This is a genomic window from Vibrio sp. 1562, from assembly GCF_033340155.1.
GTDB classification, from domain to species: domain Bacteria; phylum Pseudomonadota; class Gammaproteobacteria; order Enterobacterales; family Vibrionaceae; genus Vibrio; species Vibrio alginolyticus.
In genome coordinates this window covers 78,165-99,236 of record NZ_JAWOVY010000002.1, presented here as the reverse complement: position 1 = coordinate 99,236, position 21,072 = coordinate 78,165, and the positions used below count along the sequence as shown (strand labels likewise).

The 21,072-nt window shown below is 42.8% G+C and carries 19 protein-coding genes, 1 pseudogene and 1 riboswitch; of the genes and pseudogenes, 7 read left to right on the top strand and 13 right to left on the bottom strand.

Translation table 11 applies throughout. The annotated features are described in order from the left end of the window. Nucleotides 1-143: 143 nt before the first annotated feature. Nucleotides 144-518, top strand: coding sequence for a YkvA family protein (locus R7Z49_RS02270; RefSeq protein ID WP_262637806.1), 375 nt, complete (start codon nucleotides 144-146; stop codon nucleotides 516-518). A 9-nt stretch (nucleotides 519-527) separates the two neighbouring features. Here R7Z49_RS02270 and R7Z49_RS02265 read toward each other — a convergent pair whose 3' ends face one another. From R7Z49_RS02265 to R7Z49_RS02245, 5 genes are all read right to left on the bottom strand, one after another. Beyond that, nucleotides 528-1,721: a lipase family protein gene (locus R7Z49_RS02265; protein ID WP_262651672.1), complete on the bottom strand. Its 1,194-nt coding sequence runs from the start codon at nucleotides 1,719-1,721 to the stop codon at nucleotides 528-530. Further along, nucleotides 1,721-2,194, bottom strand: a complete 474-nt coding sequence (locus R7Z49_RS02260) for a DUF6795 domain-containing protein (protein ID WP_232284613.1) — start codon at nucleotides 2,192-2,194, stop codon at nucleotides 1,721-1,723. The genes R7Z49_RS02265 and R7Z49_RS02260 overlap by 1 nt, the downstream gene beginning before the upstream one ends. 403 nt (nucleotides 2,195-2,597) lie before the next feature. Next, complete coding sequence (locus R7Z49_RS02255; protein WP_318111282.1) at nucleotides 2,598-3,902, bottom strand: dicarboxylate/amino acid:cation symporter; 1,305 nt, start codon at nucleotides 3,900-3,902, stop codon at nucleotides 2,598-2,600. Nucleotides 3,903-4,291: 389 nt separating this feature from the next. After that, nucleotides 4,292-5,557, bottom strand: coding sequence for a DUF1835 domain-containing protein (locus R7Z49_RS02250; RefSeq protein ID WP_318111280.1), 1,266 nt, complete (start codon nucleotides 5,555-5,557; stop codon nucleotides 4,292-4,294). A gap of 280 nt (nucleotides 5,558-5,837) precedes the next feature. Then, nucleotides 5,838-6,728, bottom strand: a complete 891-nt coding sequence (locus tag R7Z49_RS02245; RefSeq protein WP_033906667.1) for a LysR family transcriptional regulator — start codon at nucleotides 6,726-6,728, stop codon at nucleotides 5,838-5,840. 109 nt (nucleotides 6,729-6,837) lie between these two features. Between R7Z49_RS02245 and R7Z49_RS02240 the strand changes: the two genes are divergently transcribed. Together R7Z49_RS02240 and R7Z49_RS02235 are read left to right on the top strand one after the other, a co-directional pair. Next, nucleotides 6,838-7,146 carry a monooxygenase gene (locus tag R7Z49_RS02240; RefSeq protein WP_186585065.1) on the top strand — a complete coding sequence of 103 codons (309 nt, stop codon included), beginning with the start codon at nucleotides 6,838-6,840 and terminating at the stop codon, nucleotides 7,144-7,146. Nucleotides 7,147-7,153: 7 nt separating this feature from the next. Then, the gene (locus tag R7Z49_RS02235; protein ID WP_017634450.1) at nucleotides 7,154-7,525 is read left to right on the top strand and encodes a hypothetical protein; all 372 of its coding nucleotides are present in this window, start codon (nucleotides 7,154-7,156) and stop codon (nucleotides 7,523-7,525) included. A gap of 65 nt (nucleotides 7,526-7,590) precedes the next feature. On the opposite strand, the gene R7Z49_RS02230 is transcribed toward R7Z49_RS02235, so the two are convergent. From R7Z49_RS02230 to R7Z49_RS02220, 3 genes are all read right to left on the bottom strand, one after another. Further along, a complete protein-coding gene (locus R7Z49_RS02230; RefSeq protein ID WP_170893943.1) occupies nucleotides 7,591-9,759 on the bottom strand; it encodes a polysaccharide biosynthesis tyrosine autokinase in 2,169 nt (722 codons plus the stop codon). 51 nt (nucleotides 9,760-9,810) lie between these two features. Continuing rightward, nucleotides 9,811-10,251, bottom strand: coding sequence for a phosphotyrosine protein phosphatase (locus R7Z49_RS02225; RefSeq protein WP_031780905.1), 441 nt, complete (start codon nucleotides 10,249-10,251; stop codon nucleotides 9,811-9,813). 129 nt (nucleotides 10,252-10,380) lie between these two features. Beyond that, nucleotides 10,381-11,499, bottom strand: a complete 1,119-nt coding sequence (locus R7Z49_RS02220) for a polysaccharide export protein (protein ID WP_017820139.1) — start codon at nucleotides 11,497-11,499, stop codon at nucleotides 10,381-10,383. A 458-nt stretch (nucleotides 11,500-11,957) separates the two neighbouring features. Between R7Z49_RS02220 and R7Z49_RS02215 the strand changes: the two genes are divergently transcribed. Then, entirely contained in the window at nucleotides 11,958-12,851 is an 894-nt protein-coding gene (locus R7Z49_RS02215) for a hypothetical protein (protein WP_047102404.1), read from the top strand. Nucleotides 12,852-12,920: 69 nt separating this feature from the next. Here R7Z49_RS02215 and nfsA read toward each other — a convergent pair whose 3' ends face one another. Next, the gene (gene nfsA / locus R7Z49_RS02210; RefSeq protein ID WP_170893944.1) at nucleotides 12,921-13,643 is read right to left on the bottom strand and encodes an oxygen-insensitive NADPH nitroreductase; all 723 of its coding nucleotides are present in this window, start codon (nucleotides 13,641-13,643) and stop codon (nucleotides 12,921-12,923) included. A 195-nt stretch (nucleotides 13,644-13,838) separates the two neighbouring features. Between nfsA and R7Z49_RS02205 the strand changes: the two genes are divergently transcribed. Beyond that, nucleotides 13,839-14,480 (top strand): MarC family protein, encoded by a 642-nt coding sequence (locus R7Z49_RS02205; protein WP_104976408.1) that lies wholly within the window; start codon nucleotides 13,839-13,841, stop codon nucleotides 14,478-14,480. A gap of 190 nt (nucleotides 14,481-14,670) precedes the next feature. After that, nucleotides 14,671-15,543 carry a patatin family protein gene (locus R7Z49_RS02200; protein WP_053303897.1) on the top strand — a complete coding sequence of 291 codons (873 nt, stop codon included), beginning with the start codon at nucleotides 14,671-14,673 and terminating at the stop codon, nucleotides 15,541-15,543. Nucleotides 15,544-15,597: 54 nt separating this feature from the next. Here R7Z49_RS02200 and gbpA read toward each other — a convergent pair whose 3' ends face one another. The 3 genes and pseudogenes from gbpA to R7Z49_RS02185 all read right to left on the bottom strand — a co-directional run bounded on the left by gbpA (nucleotide 15,598) and on the right by R7Z49_RS02185 (nucleotide 19,596). Next, complete coding sequence (gene gbpA / locus R7Z49_RS02195) at nucleotides 15,598-17,061, bottom strand: N-acetylglucosamine-binding protein GbpA (RefSeq protein ID WP_318111278.1); 1,464 nt, start codon at nucleotides 17,059-17,061, stop codon at nucleotides 15,598-15,600. A 98-nt stretch (nucleotides 17,062-17,159) separates the two neighbouring features. After that, nucleotides 17,160-17,260, bottom strand: a riboswitch (cyclic di-GMP riboswitch). Nucleotides 17,261-17,532: 272 nt separating this feature from the next. Then, nucleotides 17,533-18,033 (bottom strand): fasciclin domain-containing protein, encoded by a 501-nt coding sequence (locus R7Z49_RS02190; RefSeq protein ID WP_054579379.1) that lies wholly within the window; start codon nucleotides 18,031-18,033, stop codon nucleotides 17,533-17,535. Nucleotides 18,034-18,113: 80 nt separating this feature from the next. After that, nucleotides 18,114-19,596 (bottom strand): annotated as a pseudogene (locus R7Z49_RS02185) (deoxyribodipyrimidine photo-lyase/cryptochrome family protein). A 108-nt stretch (nucleotides 19,597-19,704) separates the two neighbouring features. Here R7Z49_RS02185 and R7Z49_RS02180 point away from each other — a divergent pair. After that, nucleotides 19,705-20,010, top strand: a complete 306-nt coding sequence (locus R7Z49_RS02180; protein WP_005374898.1) for a DUF6482 family protein — start codon at nucleotides 19,705-19,707, stop codon at nucleotides 20,008-20,010. Between the two features lie 68 nt (nucleotides 20,011-20,078). Here R7Z49_RS02180 and R7Z49_RS02175 read toward each other — a convergent pair whose 3' ends face one another. After that, nucleotides 20,079-21,059: a rhodanese-related sulfurtransferase gene (locus tag R7Z49_RS02175; protein WP_047102398.1), complete on the bottom strand. Its 981-nt coding sequence runs from the start codon at nucleotides 21,057-21,059 to the stop codon at nucleotides 20,079-20,081. Nucleotides 21,060-21,072: the final 13 nt, after the last annotated feature.

Genomic DNA, 21,072 nt, shown 5'->3' with positions numbered 1-21,072 from the left:
TTTTCCAATGCAATAATCCCCGGACTTCGGTTTGGGGATTTTTCTATCTGTGTTTCACTTTACTATCATTTCTTGTTATTAATCTTGCGTTCAGGTTCGATTAATTAATATGTTGGACATAGTCATAAATTTCGGAGGCAACGATGACCACAACAATGTCTGTAAAATCGGCGCCGAAAGACGCCAAAGATCAAACGATGCAAGCGCCAGATGAGAAAACATTCTGGCGAAAAATGAAAGGGTCGGTTAAGAAAGCGGGTGAAGAAATTGCCGTAATGGGCATTAAATCATGGCTCGCGATGACAGATTCTAACACCTCTGTTCGCCATAAGGCGATTTTAGGTGGTGCGCTGGCATACTTTGTCCTACCAACAGATATGGTGCCAGACGTACTCGCTGGCGTCGGTTTTACCGATGACATGGCAGCACTTACCTTAGCCGCGAACTCAGTCGGTAATGCCATCACTAAAGAACACGAAGCACAAGCCAGAGAAAAACTGAATTCGATGTCTGATTAAGTTGAAAGTTTATTTTACAGCACTAATAGCCATTTGTGCTGCTCGATAAAGTTTTCCAAATACCATAAGAAAAACGTTTCTAATAAACTTTGCAGACATATCTTCAATTGCTCTTACTGGTTTTCCAATAAACACCAGCATATGGCCTAACAGCCCTTTGACTTGTGATTCTCTTACTTTAGAAGCTTTAGCTACTTTTTCTATATTTCTGGCGAGTATATCATAAAATGTCATTCCAGTAGATACTGTGGCTTGGGCTGCTATTGCTGCAAACAAGCCAGTATCTTTTAATAAGGTTATTAATGCTGCTTGAATTCTTTCTGACCAATATTCTGTAAATGATGCTTGGTTTCTGTGCTCAAACTTAAATCTAGTAGGTGTATACAAGTACTTGTTAGATCTGACTTTTATTGCTCCCCACGTTTCGGAGTTAGCATTATCTAAATACCCTAAGCTTGTTTCGCTAGACATACTATGAGCATTTAAATTAAAGCCAGTACTAGCGTCTAAGCGGTACTCATCGCCATTATGTGGAGCATGAATAAATGGCCAGACAGGTACTTTAGGCACAGGATCTGCGCCGTGAGTACAGCGGTATACTTTGTCGTTGCTTTTACTAGATTTACGGGAATATTGTTCTAAACCAACTCTAGGTGCGCCAAAAGTATATAAATTCACTCTTAATGAATATTCTTCTCTCAGCCAATCAGAACATAATGAAGCCAGAGCTCCTCCTAAGCTATGCCCAACACAATGAATACGGTTAGGTAAATTTTGGCATTGCTGTAAATATTGTTTTATGCTTGGTTTGATACTTGAAAATGAATTAATAAATCCAGCATGAGCGATAGAGCCATTTGGAGAGCCTTTAAGGCCGACATTTAGGTTGGTTACCCAATCATTGGCGTTTTGCGTCCCTCTAATGGAAATTACTAAATCTCCCTTATATTTTCCTTTCCCAATACCAATTACCGCAAATGCTTCAGATGTTCTCATTACACCAGGTACCACTTTTCTAAACAATGGTATACGATCTAATCCTGTGATGCCTCCAGTTCGGCCACTAAAAACATCTTGCTGCGAAAATGCAAAGTGTTTTTCAAAACCTCCTTCTCCCCTAAACGCTAGTCTCCCTTGTCCCTGGTATACTCCATACGGTATGTTCGCGATCTCTGATGCAAGTTTTGGTGTTAAAGACGGCATTATGTATCCTCCGTAAACTCTGTTTTATATAAAAATCCATTTAAATTGCAGTTGCTAATAACCATTAGATCTCGAGCACTTTCTAGATTGATATTTTTGAAAAAATATCGGAATTCTTTATTTTTAAGCTCACAGTAAAGGTTATTTAAGTTATCTTTTATAAATATAGGCGGTGAAACGTAGCTTAACTGAGACTCCCAAATGTACTTCTTTTCTTCATTTATATAGGTATATATTCCGATATATGAATATGTTTGATTCAAAGCTGATTCTTTAAACCTTTGAGAATGTATGACTGGCTTAAAGTGAAATTCACCTAACTCATTAGTAATTGAACTCCTTTTGTAAGCATTCTTTAAAAAATTAGCTTCTAAGTAAACGGTTAAATTTTTTAGAGGTCTTTGATCAAGAACTAAAGTACCTTTTATCTCTGGGCTTAATGTATATTTAAATTTCTTAAAAAAATCGAACATACTTTCGTTGAAACCTAATGCAAGTATTGGAAATGAGAATATGAATAAAAAAAGACTATTTTTAAACATGAAATTATGATGTATGTATCTTAGTACCAACTTAATTATCAGACTACTATCTATCGCGATTTGGTTTTGAACTTTAATTTGATAATGGAATTTGTATCTCTATATGATGAAAATGTCCCTTATATCATTTTCAAAGTGATAAACATAGGCGAGTTATCTTAACCCTCTAGATGAACTAATATAGAATCTAACTACTGACCTATTAGTAATTGAAACAACCTCGGGGGACGAGAATTTTATCTAAACCTTTTTGATTTCGGGTTAATTGGAAATAAAAAACCACCTTAGAGTAAGGTGGTTTTTGCTTAGACAGGATAATTTAACTTGGAAGTATTTAAGCTTCCGCGCGCTTCAGATGCACTTCTTCTTCGGCTACGCCTGCCATTGGGTCGTTGAAGCGAGCTTCATCCAATGCACCTTCTGATTTCGCAACGATGACGGTTACTGCACTGTCACCAGTGATGTTTACCGCGGTACGAATCATATCAAGAAGACGGTCAACACCCATGATGAGCGCGATACCTTCAAGTGGCAGACCAACTTGGTTCAATACCATAGCAAGCATTACTAGGCCAACACCAGGGACACCCGCAGTACCGATAGATGCAAGTGTTGCGGTCATGATAACCATCATGTAATCGCCCATGCTCAAATCAATATTGAATGCTTGAGCAATAAATGCGGTTGCGACACCTTGCATGATGGCTGTGCCGTCCATATTCACAGTTGCACCTAGAGGAACAGTGAATGATGAGATACGGTTATCTACGCCCATGCGGTGTTTTGCTGTTTCCATTGTCACTGGAATGGTCGCGTTCGATGAAGCTGTAGAAAAAGCAAACATGATCGCGTCTTCCATCTTACGTAGGAACGTAATTGGGTTTAGACCTGTGAAACCTTTTAACATTAAGCTGTAAGTAACTAGACCGTGTAGGACAAGCGTACTAGCCAGTACTAAGAAGTACTCTGCCAGATTGACGATCGCGCCCAGACCAAGACCAGTAAATAGCTTCGCCATTAAGAAGAACACCCCATAAGGCGCCAAGTTCATCAAAATCGCGACCAGTTTCATGATCACTTCATTCAGATCAGAGAAGAATGCTGCGATGCGTTCGCCTGGTTTACCCGCTGCACTGATCGCGATACCGAATAGCACGGCGAACACGATAACTTGCAGAGTTTTACCTTCTGCCATTGCGCTGATTGGGTTGGTCGGGAACATATCGATGATCACCTGACCTAAAGATGGCGCTTCGGCTGATTTGAATGAACTTGCTGCCGTTAGATCTGCCCCTGCCCCTGGCTGAAATAGAGTACCCATAGTTAGAGCAAGCGTAATCGCGATAGCCGTTGTCGTAACGTAGAAAGCGAGGGTTTTACCGCCCATGCGACCCAGTGTAGAGAGGTCTTTGAGAGAGCTAGTACCACAAACTAACGAAACAAATACTAGCGGTACAACAAGCATTTTTAAGCTGGCAACGAAGATCTGTCCACCAACTTCGAATAATCCATTAACAATGTATGCGTCGACAAATCCGTTGTCGGCAAAAAGTGTGCGAATTGCAAATCCTGTCAAGATACCCGCAACCATACCTAAAATTACGCGGCTGGTAAGCGACATCGGTTTCTTGGTATTCATGAGAACACTCCTTATAGTTATGCACCTTGAGTTCACTTCAAAGCGGCGAGCAGATTAGCAGCGGAGTGAGAAAATACGAAAGAATAATCCTCTAAATGGTTAATAGATGTGAACTTTATCACTAATAAAAATGGGATTTTAACCAAATATTAACGAATTGGCCGGATGAAAAGTTTGTATTTTAACACTTTTATCGAATATACAACCGATAACAAAGAGGATTTACAATAAATTTTAATAAGAGATAGAGTGCATACTCTCTTGGAGTGGATGCATTTCTGCATAACTATTTAAGTTATATTCAGGCTAGCGGTCGCTTCTTTAGGGATAATTTAGTATTGAGTGTTCATCAGAGCCAACGAACCCTTTATGCTTTCATATTTGTCAACTCAATGATGGTTGGCAAGTGTAGTTAGTTGGAGGTGATCCCAGCTCCAATAACTTTGACTGGTATTTTTAATCCCTCCAATCCAATAGCATTGTTTCGCTCGTATTAAGCCTTCCAAACACTGCTTGCCAGCCTCAGTGATACGGACGCTTTGTTCCCACCAGTGCCTTTCACGTGGCTCAATCGTGATCAAAGGTGTTTGACACTGTGCTAGAGGGAGGAGTAACGCGTAAAACATCACGCCTCCTAGGTAAGGAAGAGGTTCTAGTTGTTGATATTGCTCAAACCAATCTTTGATGGGAATTGAACGATTTTGCGAGCTCAAGACCTTTAGTGCGAGGTGTTGTGTCAAGCTCAATCCAGTTTGTGAATTAGGTAACTCTTGCAAATGGCGTTTAAGCACGTTGAATATATTGGGCAAGCAATCCAGGTTATGCTGCTGAATCAAATTAACTATGGAAATAGGTGTCGGTGATGTAATAGCGTGCCAACACCGTTTAGCCTGACTGAATAATTTTGCTGTCACAGGTTTACGGTATCGCCAACAAGAACGAATAGCTTCTTCAGGCAACTGCCCAAAGCCGATGAATCGTTCAGTGCCCGGGAACTGGTTCAACTCAATGATCTCTATCACTTTATTCTCTACATTCTCTAACTGTGTTAGAGCACGAATTAGCATCAATTGATCATAACTGTCATGTTCGACCCAAAAGACGATTCGTTCAAATACATCACTTTGCAACAGATCGAGGTTTGATTGTTCCAATGTGACTATATCTTGAACCGAGTCTTCACGCTTCATCACGGGCAGCAGAGTCTCTACGACATATTGGGCACGAATGGCAAGGAAGTTCTGCGGTGTTGCTGGTATGGGGCCAATACAAAGCGGATCGATCAGGGCTAAAAATGTCCCTTCAAATCCGCTGGCTTTAAGTTGTTGTTGAATGTCGTGGCCACAACGAACGTGTAGCGTTTTTACTTTTGCATCTAGGGGCGGTTTTTGTTCTTTGATGGCTAGTTTGTGCGCTTCTAGCTCTTCGACATGAGCTTTTAGTTTACTCCAACTGGATAAGCCCAGTTCTCTTGCGAGTGCATGTTGAACGTCAGCCAATTGAATTGTATTGGGAGCCAAAGATTCTGGTTTGGAGTGAAATCGCTTAACTAACTCCAACGTGGCGTCATCGTATAGGCGGATAGCTTTGAGCCTTTTTTTAGCAATGGATTTTTGCTGATTGATATTGATCGAGAAGCTATTTGTAGAGTTCATATTTCACCTTTCTTATTTCTTCCACACTCGCCTAAATAGAAGCTAAAAAGAAGGTAAAAACAGATTGTGCCTGCTAAACCAAGCAGGTGAGGATATTGCCGTGAACCGAGTTCTTTCCGCGAGTGTTGGGTGCTTTAGGCATGAGCAGAGTGATAGTAGGTGGTCGCTATCCTTCGTGCAACCTTTTGTGAGAGTGTAGCGTCACAAAATGGCCGTTTCTCTATGTTTAGGGAGAATCAATAGGCGATAACACTAGCGATTCAACTCAATACCACTGTTGCTAGACTCGAGTTTCTACACTTTTGAGTAAAATACGATAAAGCGCTTGAGTCGCAGGACCACTTTTGGCTCCTTTGGGCAAAGTGAGGTGCAGCGCAACTTGATATTGATGGGAGTGTTCGAGCTCCAATACTTTAATTTTATCGCTCTTTCGGGCTGAGACTAAGTGCGCTGGTAGCCGACAAAACCCAACGCCTTGCTCTACGGCGTGAAAAGCGTGGTCGAAGTTATCGACGGTAATACGCTGACGTGCGCGTAACCAACCCACATCTCTTTTCGTTTTGTCTGAATCACCTAAGTCACGGATGACAATTTGGCTGGTGGTTGCAAAATCGTCGATGGAAACATGCGGCTTTTTAGCGAGTGGATGGTGTGCTGCGATTACAGGCAGCATGGTTGTTACGCCAAATGCTTCGGCAGGGTAGTTGGTTATCGGTAAGTTGATGATTGCGATGTCAGCGAGCTCATTTACGACCATTTCGGTTGTTTTGCTCAGTGACGTTTCAACCACTTGAACGGAGGTCGTGTTGTTGTCCTCCAAAAATTGACTGAGTGGTGCATAAAGCCAACAAGGGTCACAAAGATGATCTACTGCGACCGTGATTTGAGATTCCACACCACTTTTTAACTGCTCGCTGATGACTTCTAGTTCCCGCGCTTGTTCAAGCATGGATTGTGCACGACGCAGTATGGTTTTGCCGTGCTCTGTCAAACCCGCTTTGCGCCCTCGTACTTCGATAAGTTGAATACCAAGTTGGTCTTCTAACTTCCTCACCGAGTAGATCAATGTGGTATGGCTCTTGTTGAGCAGTAAAGCTGCGGATTGAATGCTGCCTTCTTGATTAATCGCTTGTAGCGTTTGCCATTGTTCTAAGGTCGTTTTTAGTCTCATGAGTCAATTTTTTAGACAGTTAATGGCGAAATTATGAACTTTTCTGTCAGTTTTATAAAGGTAATAATCTTGTCATCGAAAACGAGTCAATAAGAAGAGGAGACTCAAGATGGCGAAATTATTGCAAGTTGATTTTGAATTTCATGGTCCGTTTGGTGACGAGATGTCGAATGCTCTGGTCGACTTAGCTAAGTCGATTAACCAAGAGCCGGGCATGATTTGGAAAATCTGGACGGAAAGCGAAAAAGACAAACTCGGTGGTGGTATCTATCTTTTTGAAGATGAAGCCACGGCGCAAGCTTATCTCGAAACGCATGCCGCACGCTTACGAAAAATGGGCGTAGTCGAAGTACGAGGTCAAATTTTCGATATCAATGTGCCGTTAACGACGCTCAATCAAGGGCCTATTAGAGGATAAGGAGATGATGACCAACCGCACTTTTCTAACCGTTCATGGTGTCGTATATACTGTATTCGCTTTTGCGTTGTTTTTTGTACCAACCATAATGTGGCCGATGTATGGAGTACAAATTAACGACCAGTACGCGCTGTTTTTATCGCAGCATACTTCGATCTTTTTAGGTGGAATCGCAGCGGTGAGTTTGATGTTACGTAATGTGGAATCAGGGCATACTGCGAAACAGCTGTTTAAAGCATTATTGATTACTAATGGCTTAGGGGCAGTGATTACTACCTATGCCGGCATTATCGGAGTATTTGTCGGTTTTGGTTGGAGTGACCCAATATTCTTTGTCTTGCTTAGTTTGATTACGTACAAGCAATTAAGAGTGCAATAGAAAAAGCCCTGCTGTTTCTAGCAGGGCTTTGTCATATTTGGTTTAATTAGCGATCTAAATTCAAGTTATGATTCGCTTTTGTACGCGTAGTTATAGTAGCCGTATCCATAGCCGTATGAGTTAGATGCTTTTTTCTCAACTGCATTGAGAATCACACCTTTAACTTCAACGCCTGATTGCTCGAAGCGACCTTGCGCGACTTCAATCTCCTTCAAAGTCGTTTGATCAAAACGAGCGACCATCAGAGTTGTTCCTGCAAGCGCGCCAACAATGCTTGGGTCGGTAACTGCGAGTACAGGCGGCGTATCGATGATGACTAGATCGTATTGTGCAGACATCTCGTCAACAAAGCTCTTGAAGCGAGGGTGCATAAGAAGTTCTGACGGATTTGGTGGTACTTGGCCGCGAGTCACAACATCTAAATTATCAATGGATGTAGATTTAATGATGTTGCTAAGGGATGTCTTACCGCTCAAGTAATCAGAAAGACCGTTGTCCCAGCGTAGACCGAAGCATTGCTGCAAATAACCTTTACGCATATCCGCATCAATAAGCAGCACTTTCTGACCGGTTTTCGCAGCGACGGCCGCAAAGTTGGTCGATACAAATGTTTTGCCGATAGATGGTGCAGGACCTGAAATCATAAGAACGTTATTCTTCGCTTCCATCATTGCAAAGTGCAAGCTAGTGCGAAGACTACGTAGAGCCTCAATGGAAAGATCGGCTGGGTTAGCTTCCGCTAGAAGGACTAGCTCATTGTTGCTGCCTTTGTTGCGCTTAAGCTTGTTTGCAAATTCCAGTTGTTGAATAGATTTTGGAACGCTTGCGTAAACTGGCATGCCAATCTGTTCAATTTGATCTGGTGTTTCCACACCACGGTGGAATGCTGCACGAATTAATACGAAAGCCACGCCTGCCATACCGCCAAGCAGTGTTGCTAGCACAACGATAAGCGCTTTTTTCGGCTTGATTGGCTTAGAGAAAGATTGAGCGTTATCTAAGATTCGAACGTTGCCAACTGTTCCGGCTTTAATAATGTTGAGCTCTTGAACCTTGTTCAATAGTTGGATGTAGATTTGTTGGTTTACTTCTACATCGCGTGTCATACGTAGAACTTCACGCTGTGTTTTCGGTAACTTTTGAACTTGTTTATTAAGACGTTCTTTCTCTTTTAGTAGTGTTTCACGTTTATCAAGTAGCGACTTATAAGCTGGGTGATCCTGTGTGAAGCGTTGGCTGATCTCACTTTCTTTGAATGTAAGCTCATTTAGCTGTGCTTCTAACTCAACCATTACTTTCAGCGTTGACTGAGCTTCAAGGCCTAAATCGATAGATTCATTTTCTTGACGGAACCGATTTAAAACGTCTTCAGAAGCGGTCAGTTTTGTTTTGATGTCTGGGAGGTGACCTTTCAAGAACTCGAGGCTTTGCTCTGCCTCTGCAGAATTTCTTTGAACGTTTTGTAAGAAGTAGTTTTGGCTAATGTCGTTCAAGATATCTTGAATCTTAGCGCGGTCTTCACCAGAGAAGCTTAAAGATATAATCCCGGTTTGCTTACCACGTTCGCTAATCGATAAGTTTTCTTGAAGTTTATTAATTGCATCTAATTTACTGATTTTGCTGACCGTGAATGAGTCACCAGTTTGAGCCACAAGTTCAGTCGCCAAAAACTGGTATCCATTCTTCTCAAGCAGTTCACCAACTTTACCTTCTAGAATGACGTTATTGTTATCTTCTAAGAGCCTGAACGTCTGTTTTTCAGAATCAATAACTTCAAGAGTTAAAGGAACGCCAACTGCGTAAGAAGGAGCATTAAATCGTGAAACGCTCAGACTGATTTGCTCACCTTGTAGTCGAGCTAGGCCTTTACCAATAATTGGCATGTAGTTTGGAGAAACGACAGTCGTTAAGTTGAACTTATCAACAGTACCGCCCAAGATCATACGAGATTTGATGATCTCTATTTCTGTTGTCGCTGATGATTCTGCTGAAAACAGCTCTCCCATATCACCAACCATCGCTGAAATACCACCTGAACTCTTACTTTCGATTTGGATAAGAGCGTCAGCTTTATAGATAGGTGTTGATAGAATGGCAACGCCGACGCCTATAATCGAAAATAGGACTACGGTACATAGAATGAGCCATTTGGCATCGAGAATGATCCCAAATAACTTTCCCAAATCGATCTCATCGTCGGCTTGACGTGATTGCTTAATAGTTTGTGTTGTCATTACTTTAACTTCTTAAATACCTTGCCATTGGCGTTTATTTAGCCTTGCGGCTTATAGTTTTTGAGACCACGCTTTTGCTGCTTTTTCTATAAGCGTATATGCATGTTCGAAAGCTTCTCTACTTTGTCTGTATGGATCAGGGATGTTTTGTTCATTTATCCACTGTCCAAACAGCATCGTTTTACCTCGTGCCTCAGGAGCGATTTTGGTTAAGGCTTCTAAATGACCTTTTTCCATAACCAATATCAGATCGTATTGAGCGCAAAGCTCAGGTGTTAATTGTCGTGCTTCGTGTCCATCTAAGCTTACGCTATGTTCGTTCGCGATAGTGGTTGCCATCTCGTCAGCAGCTTTTCCCGTTAGATGGCTCTTATCTACTGCGATTCCTGCTGATGCGACATGTTTGTTTGGTAGTAAAGACTGCAAAAGCCGCTCTCCTGTTGGAGAGCGGCAAATATTACCGACACAGACGACAAGAATATTAGAAAACAAATGCTTACCCTACTTTAAATTGTATGCTTATGATCTCAACTGAATTGCTGGCTTCTTTATATTGCGCAATTGAGCTGAGTAGCTATCGATTACGTGCCGCAAGAGATAAGTTTCTTGCGGCACGTTGTTTTACGGCCAAGTGCGTACTCGTAGTACACCTTCAGTTAGTTCATTAAAGCCGGAAATGGTTGGAACGAGCTGAGCAATCACACGATTCCAACGACTAACAGGTGCAGCCGTCACATAGACTATGTCGTAAGGGTTGAGATCAAACTCAGTACCAATCACCAAAGCAGAAGCGTCAGAAACATCTAGCTGATAAATGTCCGCCATTTTAGCTTCTTCTTTTGAACGTCTGATGACAAACACACCGGTAGCATCTGCGGAGATTTCACTGATACCACCAACGCTGCTAAGAGCCTCAGTAAGGCTCATGCCGCTACGATCAATTTTGAGTAATTTCGGATCGTTAACCTCGCCCATAACAAATACTTTTTGCGCATCGTTTCGAGGAATATGAACAATATCACCAGGCTTTAGAAGGCGGTTTTGAGTTAAATCGCCTTGTTGCATCAGAGCATACAAAGAGACGTTTTCAACAACGCCATTGCGTGTCAGTGTCGCATTACGCCAATCAGCCTCGGCAGCCAGTCCGCCAGCTCTATTCACAGCATCTAGAAGTGTAAGGGGGATGTTTGTAATTGGTTGTTGTCCTGGCTTGTTAACTTCGCCAGTTACATAAGTCTTTTTAGAGCGAAATGCCGCAACGCTTACATCGACCTGTGGGCTCTCAATGTATTTTGCAAGGCGGCTTGCAATGTCTGCACGAATCTGACGTACGTTTTTGCCTTCAACATGTACGACACCTATGTAAGGGTAGAAGATCGTGCCATCCGAATGCACCCAGTTACCCGCTTCGGCTGAGCTTCGGTATGAGCCCGCTGGGATCGTTAGCTCTGGGTGATCCCAAATAGTGATATTTAGGATATCGCCAGGTCCTACTTCGTATTCATATTTTGCGATTTCAATATCTAACTCTGGGTTTGGTTTTGAAAAAGGGTCCACTGAATTTAAAGACGTTACGCGCTCCAAAGTTAAGGGATAAACGGTAACCTGAGACTCTATATCACTCGATTCAGTGCTCATGACTGTTTTGTCACTGACCGAAAGGTGGCTACCAGGCAAAGTACACCCTGTAAGAAGGATAGGAAGTACTGATATCCCCAAAAATTTATTAAATGTGTTCATTGGTTTATAACTACCGAAAGAAAGTTTGCCGACTGAAATTGATTCATTCTAATTGAACTGAGTTTCATCAATATTGACGATTTACTGCAGTTTTAAGCCTTTAGAAAGCGAGTCCATTCAGAATTATTTGTGTAATAAACACTCCAAATGGCTGCTAGCGACTTAGAGCTCTTAGTTTTATTAATGAAGGTGTGAAAATCCGACCCACAAAAAATAGTCAACTATTATCCATCTGGTTGCAATAAAGGCAACAAGTTACTCGAAAAAATACTGACGAATACATGACAAAATTGTGTCTATTTAGCGTTATTGAGATGAATGCATGATTTTGCACAAGCAAACAGGCAGTAATGTGAAAAAACTCATGCCAAAGTTGTATGCATCCTATTTACACTATATGCAACTGCCGTTATGCTTCGTGTTGCGGTCGGATATAACAACAAATATTGGAGCTAATTTTGAAAATCAAACTTTTAACGGCAAGTGTGGCTGCTGTTCTACTAGCAGGTTGTGGTAGTGACAGCGATCCTGAGGTAAAAACATACTCAGTACAGGCTTATGACCCAGCTGTTATCGGCATGGAAGTATCTTATGACTGTGGTGGAGACTTAAAAGGTCAGGCTGATGAGCTAACAACAAACTATGAAGGCATGGTTGGTAAAGCTCGCATTAGCCATATCGACGTAGTGAGTGCACCAGGTGAATGTACTTTCACATTGAAGCATACTGATAAGAGTGTAGATGCATCTAACGGAAAACCTATTACGTCTGATTACAAGATTCCTAAAGGTCTTGCCCAAGCTGACTCTTTAGTTACAGGTTCTCCATTTACAACGTTGGTAGCTAACTCTCTAGATGACGGAGAGGTATACTCATCAGATACTGCTGAAAAAGTATTTGCCAATTTAGGTATCGATATCAATGCAAGTGGTAAAACAGTTGACGAAATCCTTCGTGATACAGAGTCTGTAGTTGCTAACCTTCAAAGTGAAGGCGGCAATAGTGAACTTGCTACGAAGCTAGTTGCTACGGCAAATATCGTGTCTGATATCATTAAAGCGAACCCAACAGCTGCACCTGAAGCCGTGGCTGTAGCTGCAAAATCAATGGCAGAAGAAGTGATTGCGAAATACCCGCATTACCCTAAAGCAGGCGCGGATTCTGAAGAAGTGATTTACGTAGAAATCTCTGAAGAAGATACGAAGAACGTTGTTGAGCAGGTTGAAAAAGACATTGCTGCAGGTAAGCCTGTAGACCAAATCAAACCTACCGTTCCACCAGTTCCAGATGCGAAGCCTGGTAAGCCAGTTGATCCGGTTGCTCCACCATCAGGCGGTTCAGGCGGTAACTAAGCAAGTTTTTGCTGATAAATTCTAAAGGCCTCTTCAGAGGCCTTTTTTGATCCTATCGTACTGTAGTCATCACCTTTTAGTGAGCCCTTTTCTGTTTAAGTAAGGCAGGATGTGCGGACGTGATTCGCCAGCCAGTTTACTGGTGACTTCTTGTGACCAAGTACTCTGTTTTTGATTGCTCGAACGGTTTGCATAGTAGTTTTGCATAGTTTGGTCATACGTCTGAATATCATCCAAGCTTAGGTCTTGATACTGATTTTCATGCACCACGACATGCTTAGGTAGGCGAGGTTTTACTTCAGGGGCTTGATCTGGATGACCAAGACACATACCAAATAAAATGGCGGTATTTTTAGGTAAACCTAATAATTCGTCTACTTTTTGGGCATTGTTTCGTAAACCACCAATATACACACCTCCTAGTCCCATCGACTCCGCCGCAAGCAAGCAATTTTGTGCCATGATGCCCGAGTCTACAGCGCCTATTAGCGTTAACTCGGTAAAATCAGCTTGAACATCTGGGTTGATACTGGCGTGGCGCTGGTAATCAATACAAAACACCAAAAACTCAGCCGCGCTTTCAACGTACCCTTGATTTCCGGCATATTGAGCTAATAGCGTACGTTTTTCTTTGTCGGTCACGCGGATAATTGAAACGACTTGCAACATGCTTGATGAGGACGCCGCAAGGCCGGCTTGAAGAATGGCATCTAATTGTTCGCTCTCAATCGGTTGTGAGGTGAATTTTCGAATTGAGCGGTGATTGAGAATTGTTTGAATCGTGCTGTTCATGGTGACTTAACATCCCCTGTTACGTGTAAAGGCTGAAGACTCACCTTAGCGACATTTGATGAGTCGGTAAACTATCTCAAAAGAAAAACAATGCTTGGCGCATAAGTGTGAAGACGAATCGAGAATACACCACTCGTTCTGTTTGAGAGCGTATATACTGTTTTTAGAATCAATAATTTAAATGCAGTGGAAAATATGAAAGAACTCATTGTTCATACAGTTACGGTGTTTATGGGCTTCTTTGCCATCATGAACCCTATCGCCAATATTCCCATCTTTTTGAGTTTAACTGCTGATGAAGATAAAGAAACCATCCGTTCTATTGCGCTCCGCTCGGTTTTTATTGCATTTATTATCATCGCGATATTTTCTATTGCCGGTAAGTTAATTTTTGATTTGTTTGGTATCACGCTTTATGCATTGCGAATAACAGGCGGCATTTTGGTGTTTTTGATAGGTTTTAACATGCTTCAAGGTGATTCGACGCATCAGAAAACCAAAGAGAAGGCGTATTCACCAGCTCAGCAACGGGCGGCATTGAGTATTGCAGTGTCTCCACTGGCGATGCCAATATTAGCTGGGCCTGGAACGATTGCTACCGCGATGAACTTTGCGACAGCGGGTGGTTTCGATCAAACCATTATTACTATCGTTTCTTTCGCTGTCCTGTGTGTGATCACCTATGTACTGTTTTTATTTGGAGACAAATTGGTCAAAGCGGTTGGGCCAAGTGCTCTAAATGTTGTGACGAAAATGATGGGCTTAATTCTAGCGGTTATTGGTACTCAAATGTTCATTGATGGCGCGGGCGAAGCCTATAAAACGATTTTCTCCTAGATTTCTCTTAGGCATTGCCACCTTGGTTCAACCCGCAATTACATTTCTAACGGGTACGGATTTTTTGAACTTTAGTTTTCATTTTCTAAGAGAGAAATAAATAGACTTCACCTATTTCAATAATAAGAATATTCAATTGTTGTGATTGCACGAATTTCATTACTCTTTTGGCAAGGAGAATGGGGGAAATATGGCAACAAAAGCAATTGTAGTAGAAGGTGGCGCGATGCGAGGCGTCTTCGCAAGCGGAGTGTTAGATGCGTTTTTAGAGCAGAGTTATAAACCGTTTGATTTTGCAATCGGTGTATCTGCTGGTGCATCAAATTTGATTGGGTATTTGACCGACTACCCGCATCGCAGTATTAACGTCATTACTAAGCTGGCCACAAGCAAACGCTTTTTTGACCCGACTCGCTTCGTTAAAGGTGGGGACCTCATCGATGTGAAGTGGCTGTTTGAAGAATCTAATCGCTTGTATCCCGTCGATGAAAATAAACTGTTTAATGGCGTTCCTTTTCTCGCAGCGACAACAAATGTAGATACAGGGCAGGCAGATTATTACCGCGTGACACGTGATAATTTTCACCATGCGATTGAAGCGACAACAGCATTACCGATTGCCTACAAGCATACCCCTTGTTTTTCTGGCGGTTGTTATACCGATGGTGGGGTCGCTGATTCTATCCCAGTGCGTGAGGCTTATCGTCGAGGGGCTCGCGACATAACCGTAGTACTCTCTCACCCACTGAATTATGCCAAAAAGCCAGTTAAGACCACATGGCTGATGAAGAAACTTTTTGCGGAGCACCCCAAAATGGCGGATGCGATGTTAAGACGTGCAGATAACTATAATCAATCATTGGAGTTTATTCGTAACCCTCCACCAGGAACACATGTTAGGGTAATTGCCCCACCAGATAATTTTCATGTTCAGCGCTTATCAATGCGACAATCCGTTTTACTAGAAGGGTATGAAATGGGGCTGATTGAGGGGCGAGCGCATCTCACTAGTTTATCTGGTGTTTATGGTTTAGACCGGGAAAATTGTCATTTTTGCGTTTGATTATAAAAGAGCCTCATAGTGAGGCTCTTTTTACTTAACGTTCAAAAGGGTGATTTAGTTGACTTTATCCCAAGCCATCTGCCAGTGTGAACCTATTCCAGGCTCGTAATGGTTTGCGCTTTCTTTCCACTGCATACAGTAACCAGAGTATGGGAAAGGTTTACATTGATAAATGCCCCCGTCGCTGGCAAGCACTTTTGTGCCCGCCGTGTAGCTAGATAGTCCTTCAGGGAAGACAAAATCGTACTCACCAGATGGTGGCGGAGTAACTGACTCTTCTTTTAAGTGAAAGTCGAGTGTTTGCTGATCCACCAAGTTGCCATCTTTATCCTTAATACGTGTCACGAGCATATGGTGACCCGGCTCCGATTTACTTAAAGCGAGCGATATCGCCTCTACCGAGCCGTCTTTCATTTCGTTTGCCCAACTTGCAAGTGGTTCGCGATGGTGATTGTAAACGGTGAGTTCTGCATTTAAATCGCCTTCAGAAGTTAGTGTCAGATCCAACGTTGTCGGTGTTGACTCAATGATATACTCGTCTGCTAAGCCATCTACTGTGAGTGAGCATTCTGGAACAGGAGTTTCAATGTTATAGCCGAGCTCTACTCGCTCAAGGCCGCTATTTGCTTGCAGATACACCGGATTAGTACCATAAACAGGAGTGAATTTATCCTCTGCATACTGCCCGGCTTGCAGTTTTGCTTGTTCTTGGTTTAGCTTAGTCGCGAGTGCGTAAGACCAGTTTTTCGCTTGGCCCATTGCTGCATCGGTAATTTCTAGTTCAGTTCTATACGCCACGTTTTCACCTGCTTGATCAAATACGCGTGTATAAACCGAATCCCCAATATTTAAATCCATTGTAGGAATAATTTGACCGCCTTGCTTCCAATCTGGAATAACGGGACTGCCACCATCAAATTTCACATCGATCACGTTATAAAATGAGGCTGCAGTGTCGCCAACATCCCATACTGCCAGGATGACATGGTATCCCTCGCGAGTAGGCACATTACATTGATGGCTTACCTGTTTCGGGGGTTGAACCATATTGCCGTCGACGACACAGAAAGGAGTTAGATCAAAAGAGTCTCGTGATAGTGAAGCGTTTGGGTTCCAATCAGGCTTGGTGATGTAATATTTCCAGTCGCGCGTCACGTGGTTAGCGGTAAATGTCCATTCAAAAGTTTGTGTACCTGCTTGAATAGGGCGTTTTACCCAACGGTCGGCAGTTTGCTCATCAAGGGCAGCTGCTAAAGCGGTTTCGGCACTCGCTATTTTACCATCGCGAGGCCCTGTTTCGGGAAAGCCATCAGGGCCTTCAACGCTTTGCGGTTCATATTGAATCGCACCGCAGTTATTATTTTTTTCGTTAGTATCTGGCGATGGATACTTACATAGTGCCGAGCGACTTGCAGCGACACCACCATTGGTTTCTGATACATAACCGTGAGCCGCAGCACCTGAGCTAATGCTTGCAAGTGCTAACGCGAGTACGGATTTGGTTGGAAATGATTTCATCACATGTCCTCTGTTATGGCTGACAAACTAATGTCACACCCCGGCGCATGCTGAGCATAAAGCAACGCTACAGAAATTGGACTTCTGTAACACTGAGTCATGGTAACCCCGCTATCATGAGCATTCTTTTAGATTTTTAAATGCTGACAGACCGGAAGCTTTGCGTCCCACCCTTTCGAATGGTTTGCCGAAATGTGATTGAGCAGCCAAAATTTAGCTTAAGAATTTACATGTGGAAAAGTAAACGTCACTGACATGGAATCCTGTTCTCAAATTGAAAGATAACGATATCTTAACCTCGTCAATATTATGCAGTATCGTATTGCAAGATATTGATTTTAATTTTGTTTTTATCTTATTAATAATCATGGAGAATGAATGGAGGTTTGTTGGGGATAAATGGAGAGGAATCGTGCTAATGGTGGAAGAAGTTCTGTCTAAAGGGCGGAGTGTACCGCCCTCTGGATGGTGTTATTTCGGCATAATGACAGTATCAATCACGTGAATGACACCGTTTTTAGCTTTCACATCGGTTGCGATGACATTTGCATCGTTAACCATGACTTTATCGCCCATGGTTTTAATCATCACATCTTGCCCCTGAACCGTAGTCGCTTTGTCTAGCTTAACAAAATCGGCAGCCATCACTTTCCCTGGGACGACGTGATAAGTCAAAACAGATACTAACTTGTCTTTGTTTTCCGGCATTAAGAGCATGTCGACTGTGCCGTCTGGCAGTTTTGCAAAAGCGTCATCCGTTGGTGCAAAAACAGTAAATGGGCCTTCCCCTTTGAGAGTGTCAACCAGGCCCGCTGCTTTCACCGCAGCAACAAGCGTATTGAAAGAGCCATTTTCAGCGGCAACGTCGACAATATCGGCTTTCATCATGCCATGCTCATGAGCCTTGACGGGAAGCATAAAAGATAATGTCGCCATCAGTGTCGCCGCGATAACTAAGATACGTTTGAACATAATGTGTTCCTTACTAGTTGAGGGTACAACGGGTTCCCTGGAGTGTGTTTGCATTTGTACGCATCGTGATTGAAAGATGATCATCGCGTCCTACTTTCTTTTGAGGGTCTAACATGTCGCGCAAGAATTCGTCTGCCTTCTTGTTTCACATCAGCTCGTTTCCGCCACGTCCATAAGCGCTCTCTTGCTGCCTTAGCTGCTTTGTCTGGTGCGATAAAAGGTGCAAGGTAACGGCTATCTGGCTGCAATTGATACATGACAGCTTCCATCTGGGTCATTGTCCAGGGCTCGAATAAAAGAGGGGGGAGGAACCATTTGTAACTCAGGTACCCACTTGTAGATGAACGTACCGTTAGGATCATGTTCTTGGGCTTGCTTGATCGGATTATAAATACGGATTGTGTTAGTCCCGGTTACTCCTGCTTGCATTTGGAATTGTGGGTAATGAATTCCAGGCTCAAAGTCGAGAAACAGTTGCGCTAAATGCGTTACACCTACTCGCCAATCCATGTTCATGTGGTGAGTAAGAAAGCTAACCAGCATGGCACGCATGCGAAAGTTAATGTAACCAGTGTGGTGCAAACAGCGCATGCAGGCATCAATCAAAGGTACGCCAGTATGCCCGGATTTCCATGCTGCTAACTTTTCTTCATCGAAAGTACTACTTTGTCTAATCAATGGTTCGTAAGCCCGATTAACGCAGTAAAACTCCATGTCGTATTCCGATTCGAATTTTTGGATGAAGTGACAGTGCCAATGAAGCCGTGAAGACAATGCAATTAAGCTGCGACGAAATCCAGCGACTTGCCAGTGTTTCAAAAGGTATTGATAAACTTCACGCAAGGATATGTTACCCCAAGCGAGGTATGGAGAAAGTCGAGTACAGGCTGTGCGTGAGGCTGTGGGACTAGAAATACTTCGATAGTAATCACGACCTCGACGATGGAAAAAGTCCTCTAGTGTTTTCCAAGCGAGCCGGCTTCCTCCCGTTTGCATTCCTTTGCATTTTGATAGCCAGGATGATGGTGGCGAAAACGAACAGCCGAGAGCTTCTGCATCCAATGAATGCAATAAGTCGGTTTGGAGCTCAATAGGGCTTATTGAGGCTCTCATGACAGAGTCCCAATGTTTGTCCCAACCTTGCCGGTTTATTGCACCTCTGATTACAGCACCGTGTTCGAATTCAAACCAGTCGATGTTCTGCTCATACAGCCAAGCGGCAACTTGTCGGTCTCGTTCAAAGGTGCAGTTGAGTCCTATTTCTTGGTGAGAAAAAACAGCGTTGATTTGATATTGCGCTTGAATTGATTGGAAACATGCTAAGGCATCGTCAAACAGCACCGTGATTCGATGTCCATACGCTTTGAGCGTTTCATCCATGTCTTGCAGTGATTGCCAAACAAATCGCCAGTGGCGCTCAGAATAGTGTGGGTTGTTCAATAGCAATGGTTCAACAATATACAAAAGCACAGTTGGGTGCTTTGTTGATAATGCTTGAGTTAGTGGTTGATGGTCAGTCAGCCTTAAATCTCGCTTTAACCACACGACATTGATTGTTTGCATCGGAATCCTCTTTGTTTCCGATGTTGTACGCAAGTAAACCGAAGAAATCTCATCCAATGATCGGTTTTATTCTACAAAACGTAGAGGTAACTTTCAGGGAGGTGACACATGGCAATACCATTGAGTAAGTTACAAAAATACTTCTATGTAGACAAATTGGTCATTCATTCGCTTGATCTCGCATTGTACCAGGCATCTGTCGTGATTGATGGAGAAGCGCAATTTATCACTGATGACAACGGTATCTTTTTGAGGGCTCATTCCCTGATCGAGATGCAAAAGAAGTGCAGGAATATCAAAGCAAATAAGCAGGTTCTAGTGCATCAAAGTGCTTATGATGAAATGGTGGGGCTACCCGAAGGCAAAAGAGACAATCAACTAGAGGTATTGGTGAGGGATACAAAATTGTATTGAAAGAGTATTGGTGCGTAGTAAAAGCGAGCCACCTTACGGCAGCTCGCTAAATATAAGGAGAGTTGGGCTTAGTCTTGTTTACGCTGCGCTTCTTTTTGCGCGTACTTAGCGGCACGTCGGGCTTCTCTTTGCTTGGCACTTTCACCACCAACATGCTGCTCGCCTCGCTGCTCTGCAAGAACAACTTGTTTTTCACGCTCGCGGAATCGAGCAATTTGTTCTTCTGAGTGTGTGCCGTGACATTTTGGACAGCTCACGCCTTGCTCGAACAATTCTGACTGTTTGTCTTCTTCAGTGATCGGTAGACGACAAGCGTTACATAAATCGTAATCTGCTTTTTCTAGCTGGTGGTTCACTGCAACACGACCGTCAAATACGTAACAATCGCCTTCCCACATGCTCTCTTCTTGAGGAACTTCTTCAAGATATTTAAGAATGCCGCCTTCTAGGTGGTAGACCTCATCAAAGCCCTGTTCTTTCATGTAAGCCGTTGATTTTTCGCAGCGGATACCACCGGTACAGAACATCGCAACTTTCTTGTGTTTTGCCGGGTCCATGTTTTCTTTTACATAGTCTGGGAATTCACGAAAGGTTTCAGTATTTGGGTTTACAGCGCCTTTGAATGTCCCGATCTCGATTTCGTAATCATTACGTGTATCGACAACAAACACTTCAGGATCAGCAATAAGATCGTTCCACTCTTGAGGTTTCACGTAAGTACCCACTACGTGGCGAGGGTCTATACCTTCAACACCTAATGTTACGATCTCTTTTTTCAGTTTCACTTTGGTGCGATTGAATGGCTGGGTCTCAGAATACGACTCTTTGTATACGGTGCCAGTCAAACGAGGTTCGTTGTTTAGCCACTCCAGTAGCGTATCAATACCTGCACGATCAGATGCAACAGTACCGTTGATACCTTCACTTGCCAGTAGTAATGTTCCGCGAATATGGTGTTTTTCCATCAACGCAAATAATGGCTCGCGTAGCTCTTGATAGTTATTCAGCTCAACAAACTTGTACAGCGCACAAACTACATACTGACTCATGAGGTTTCCTTTA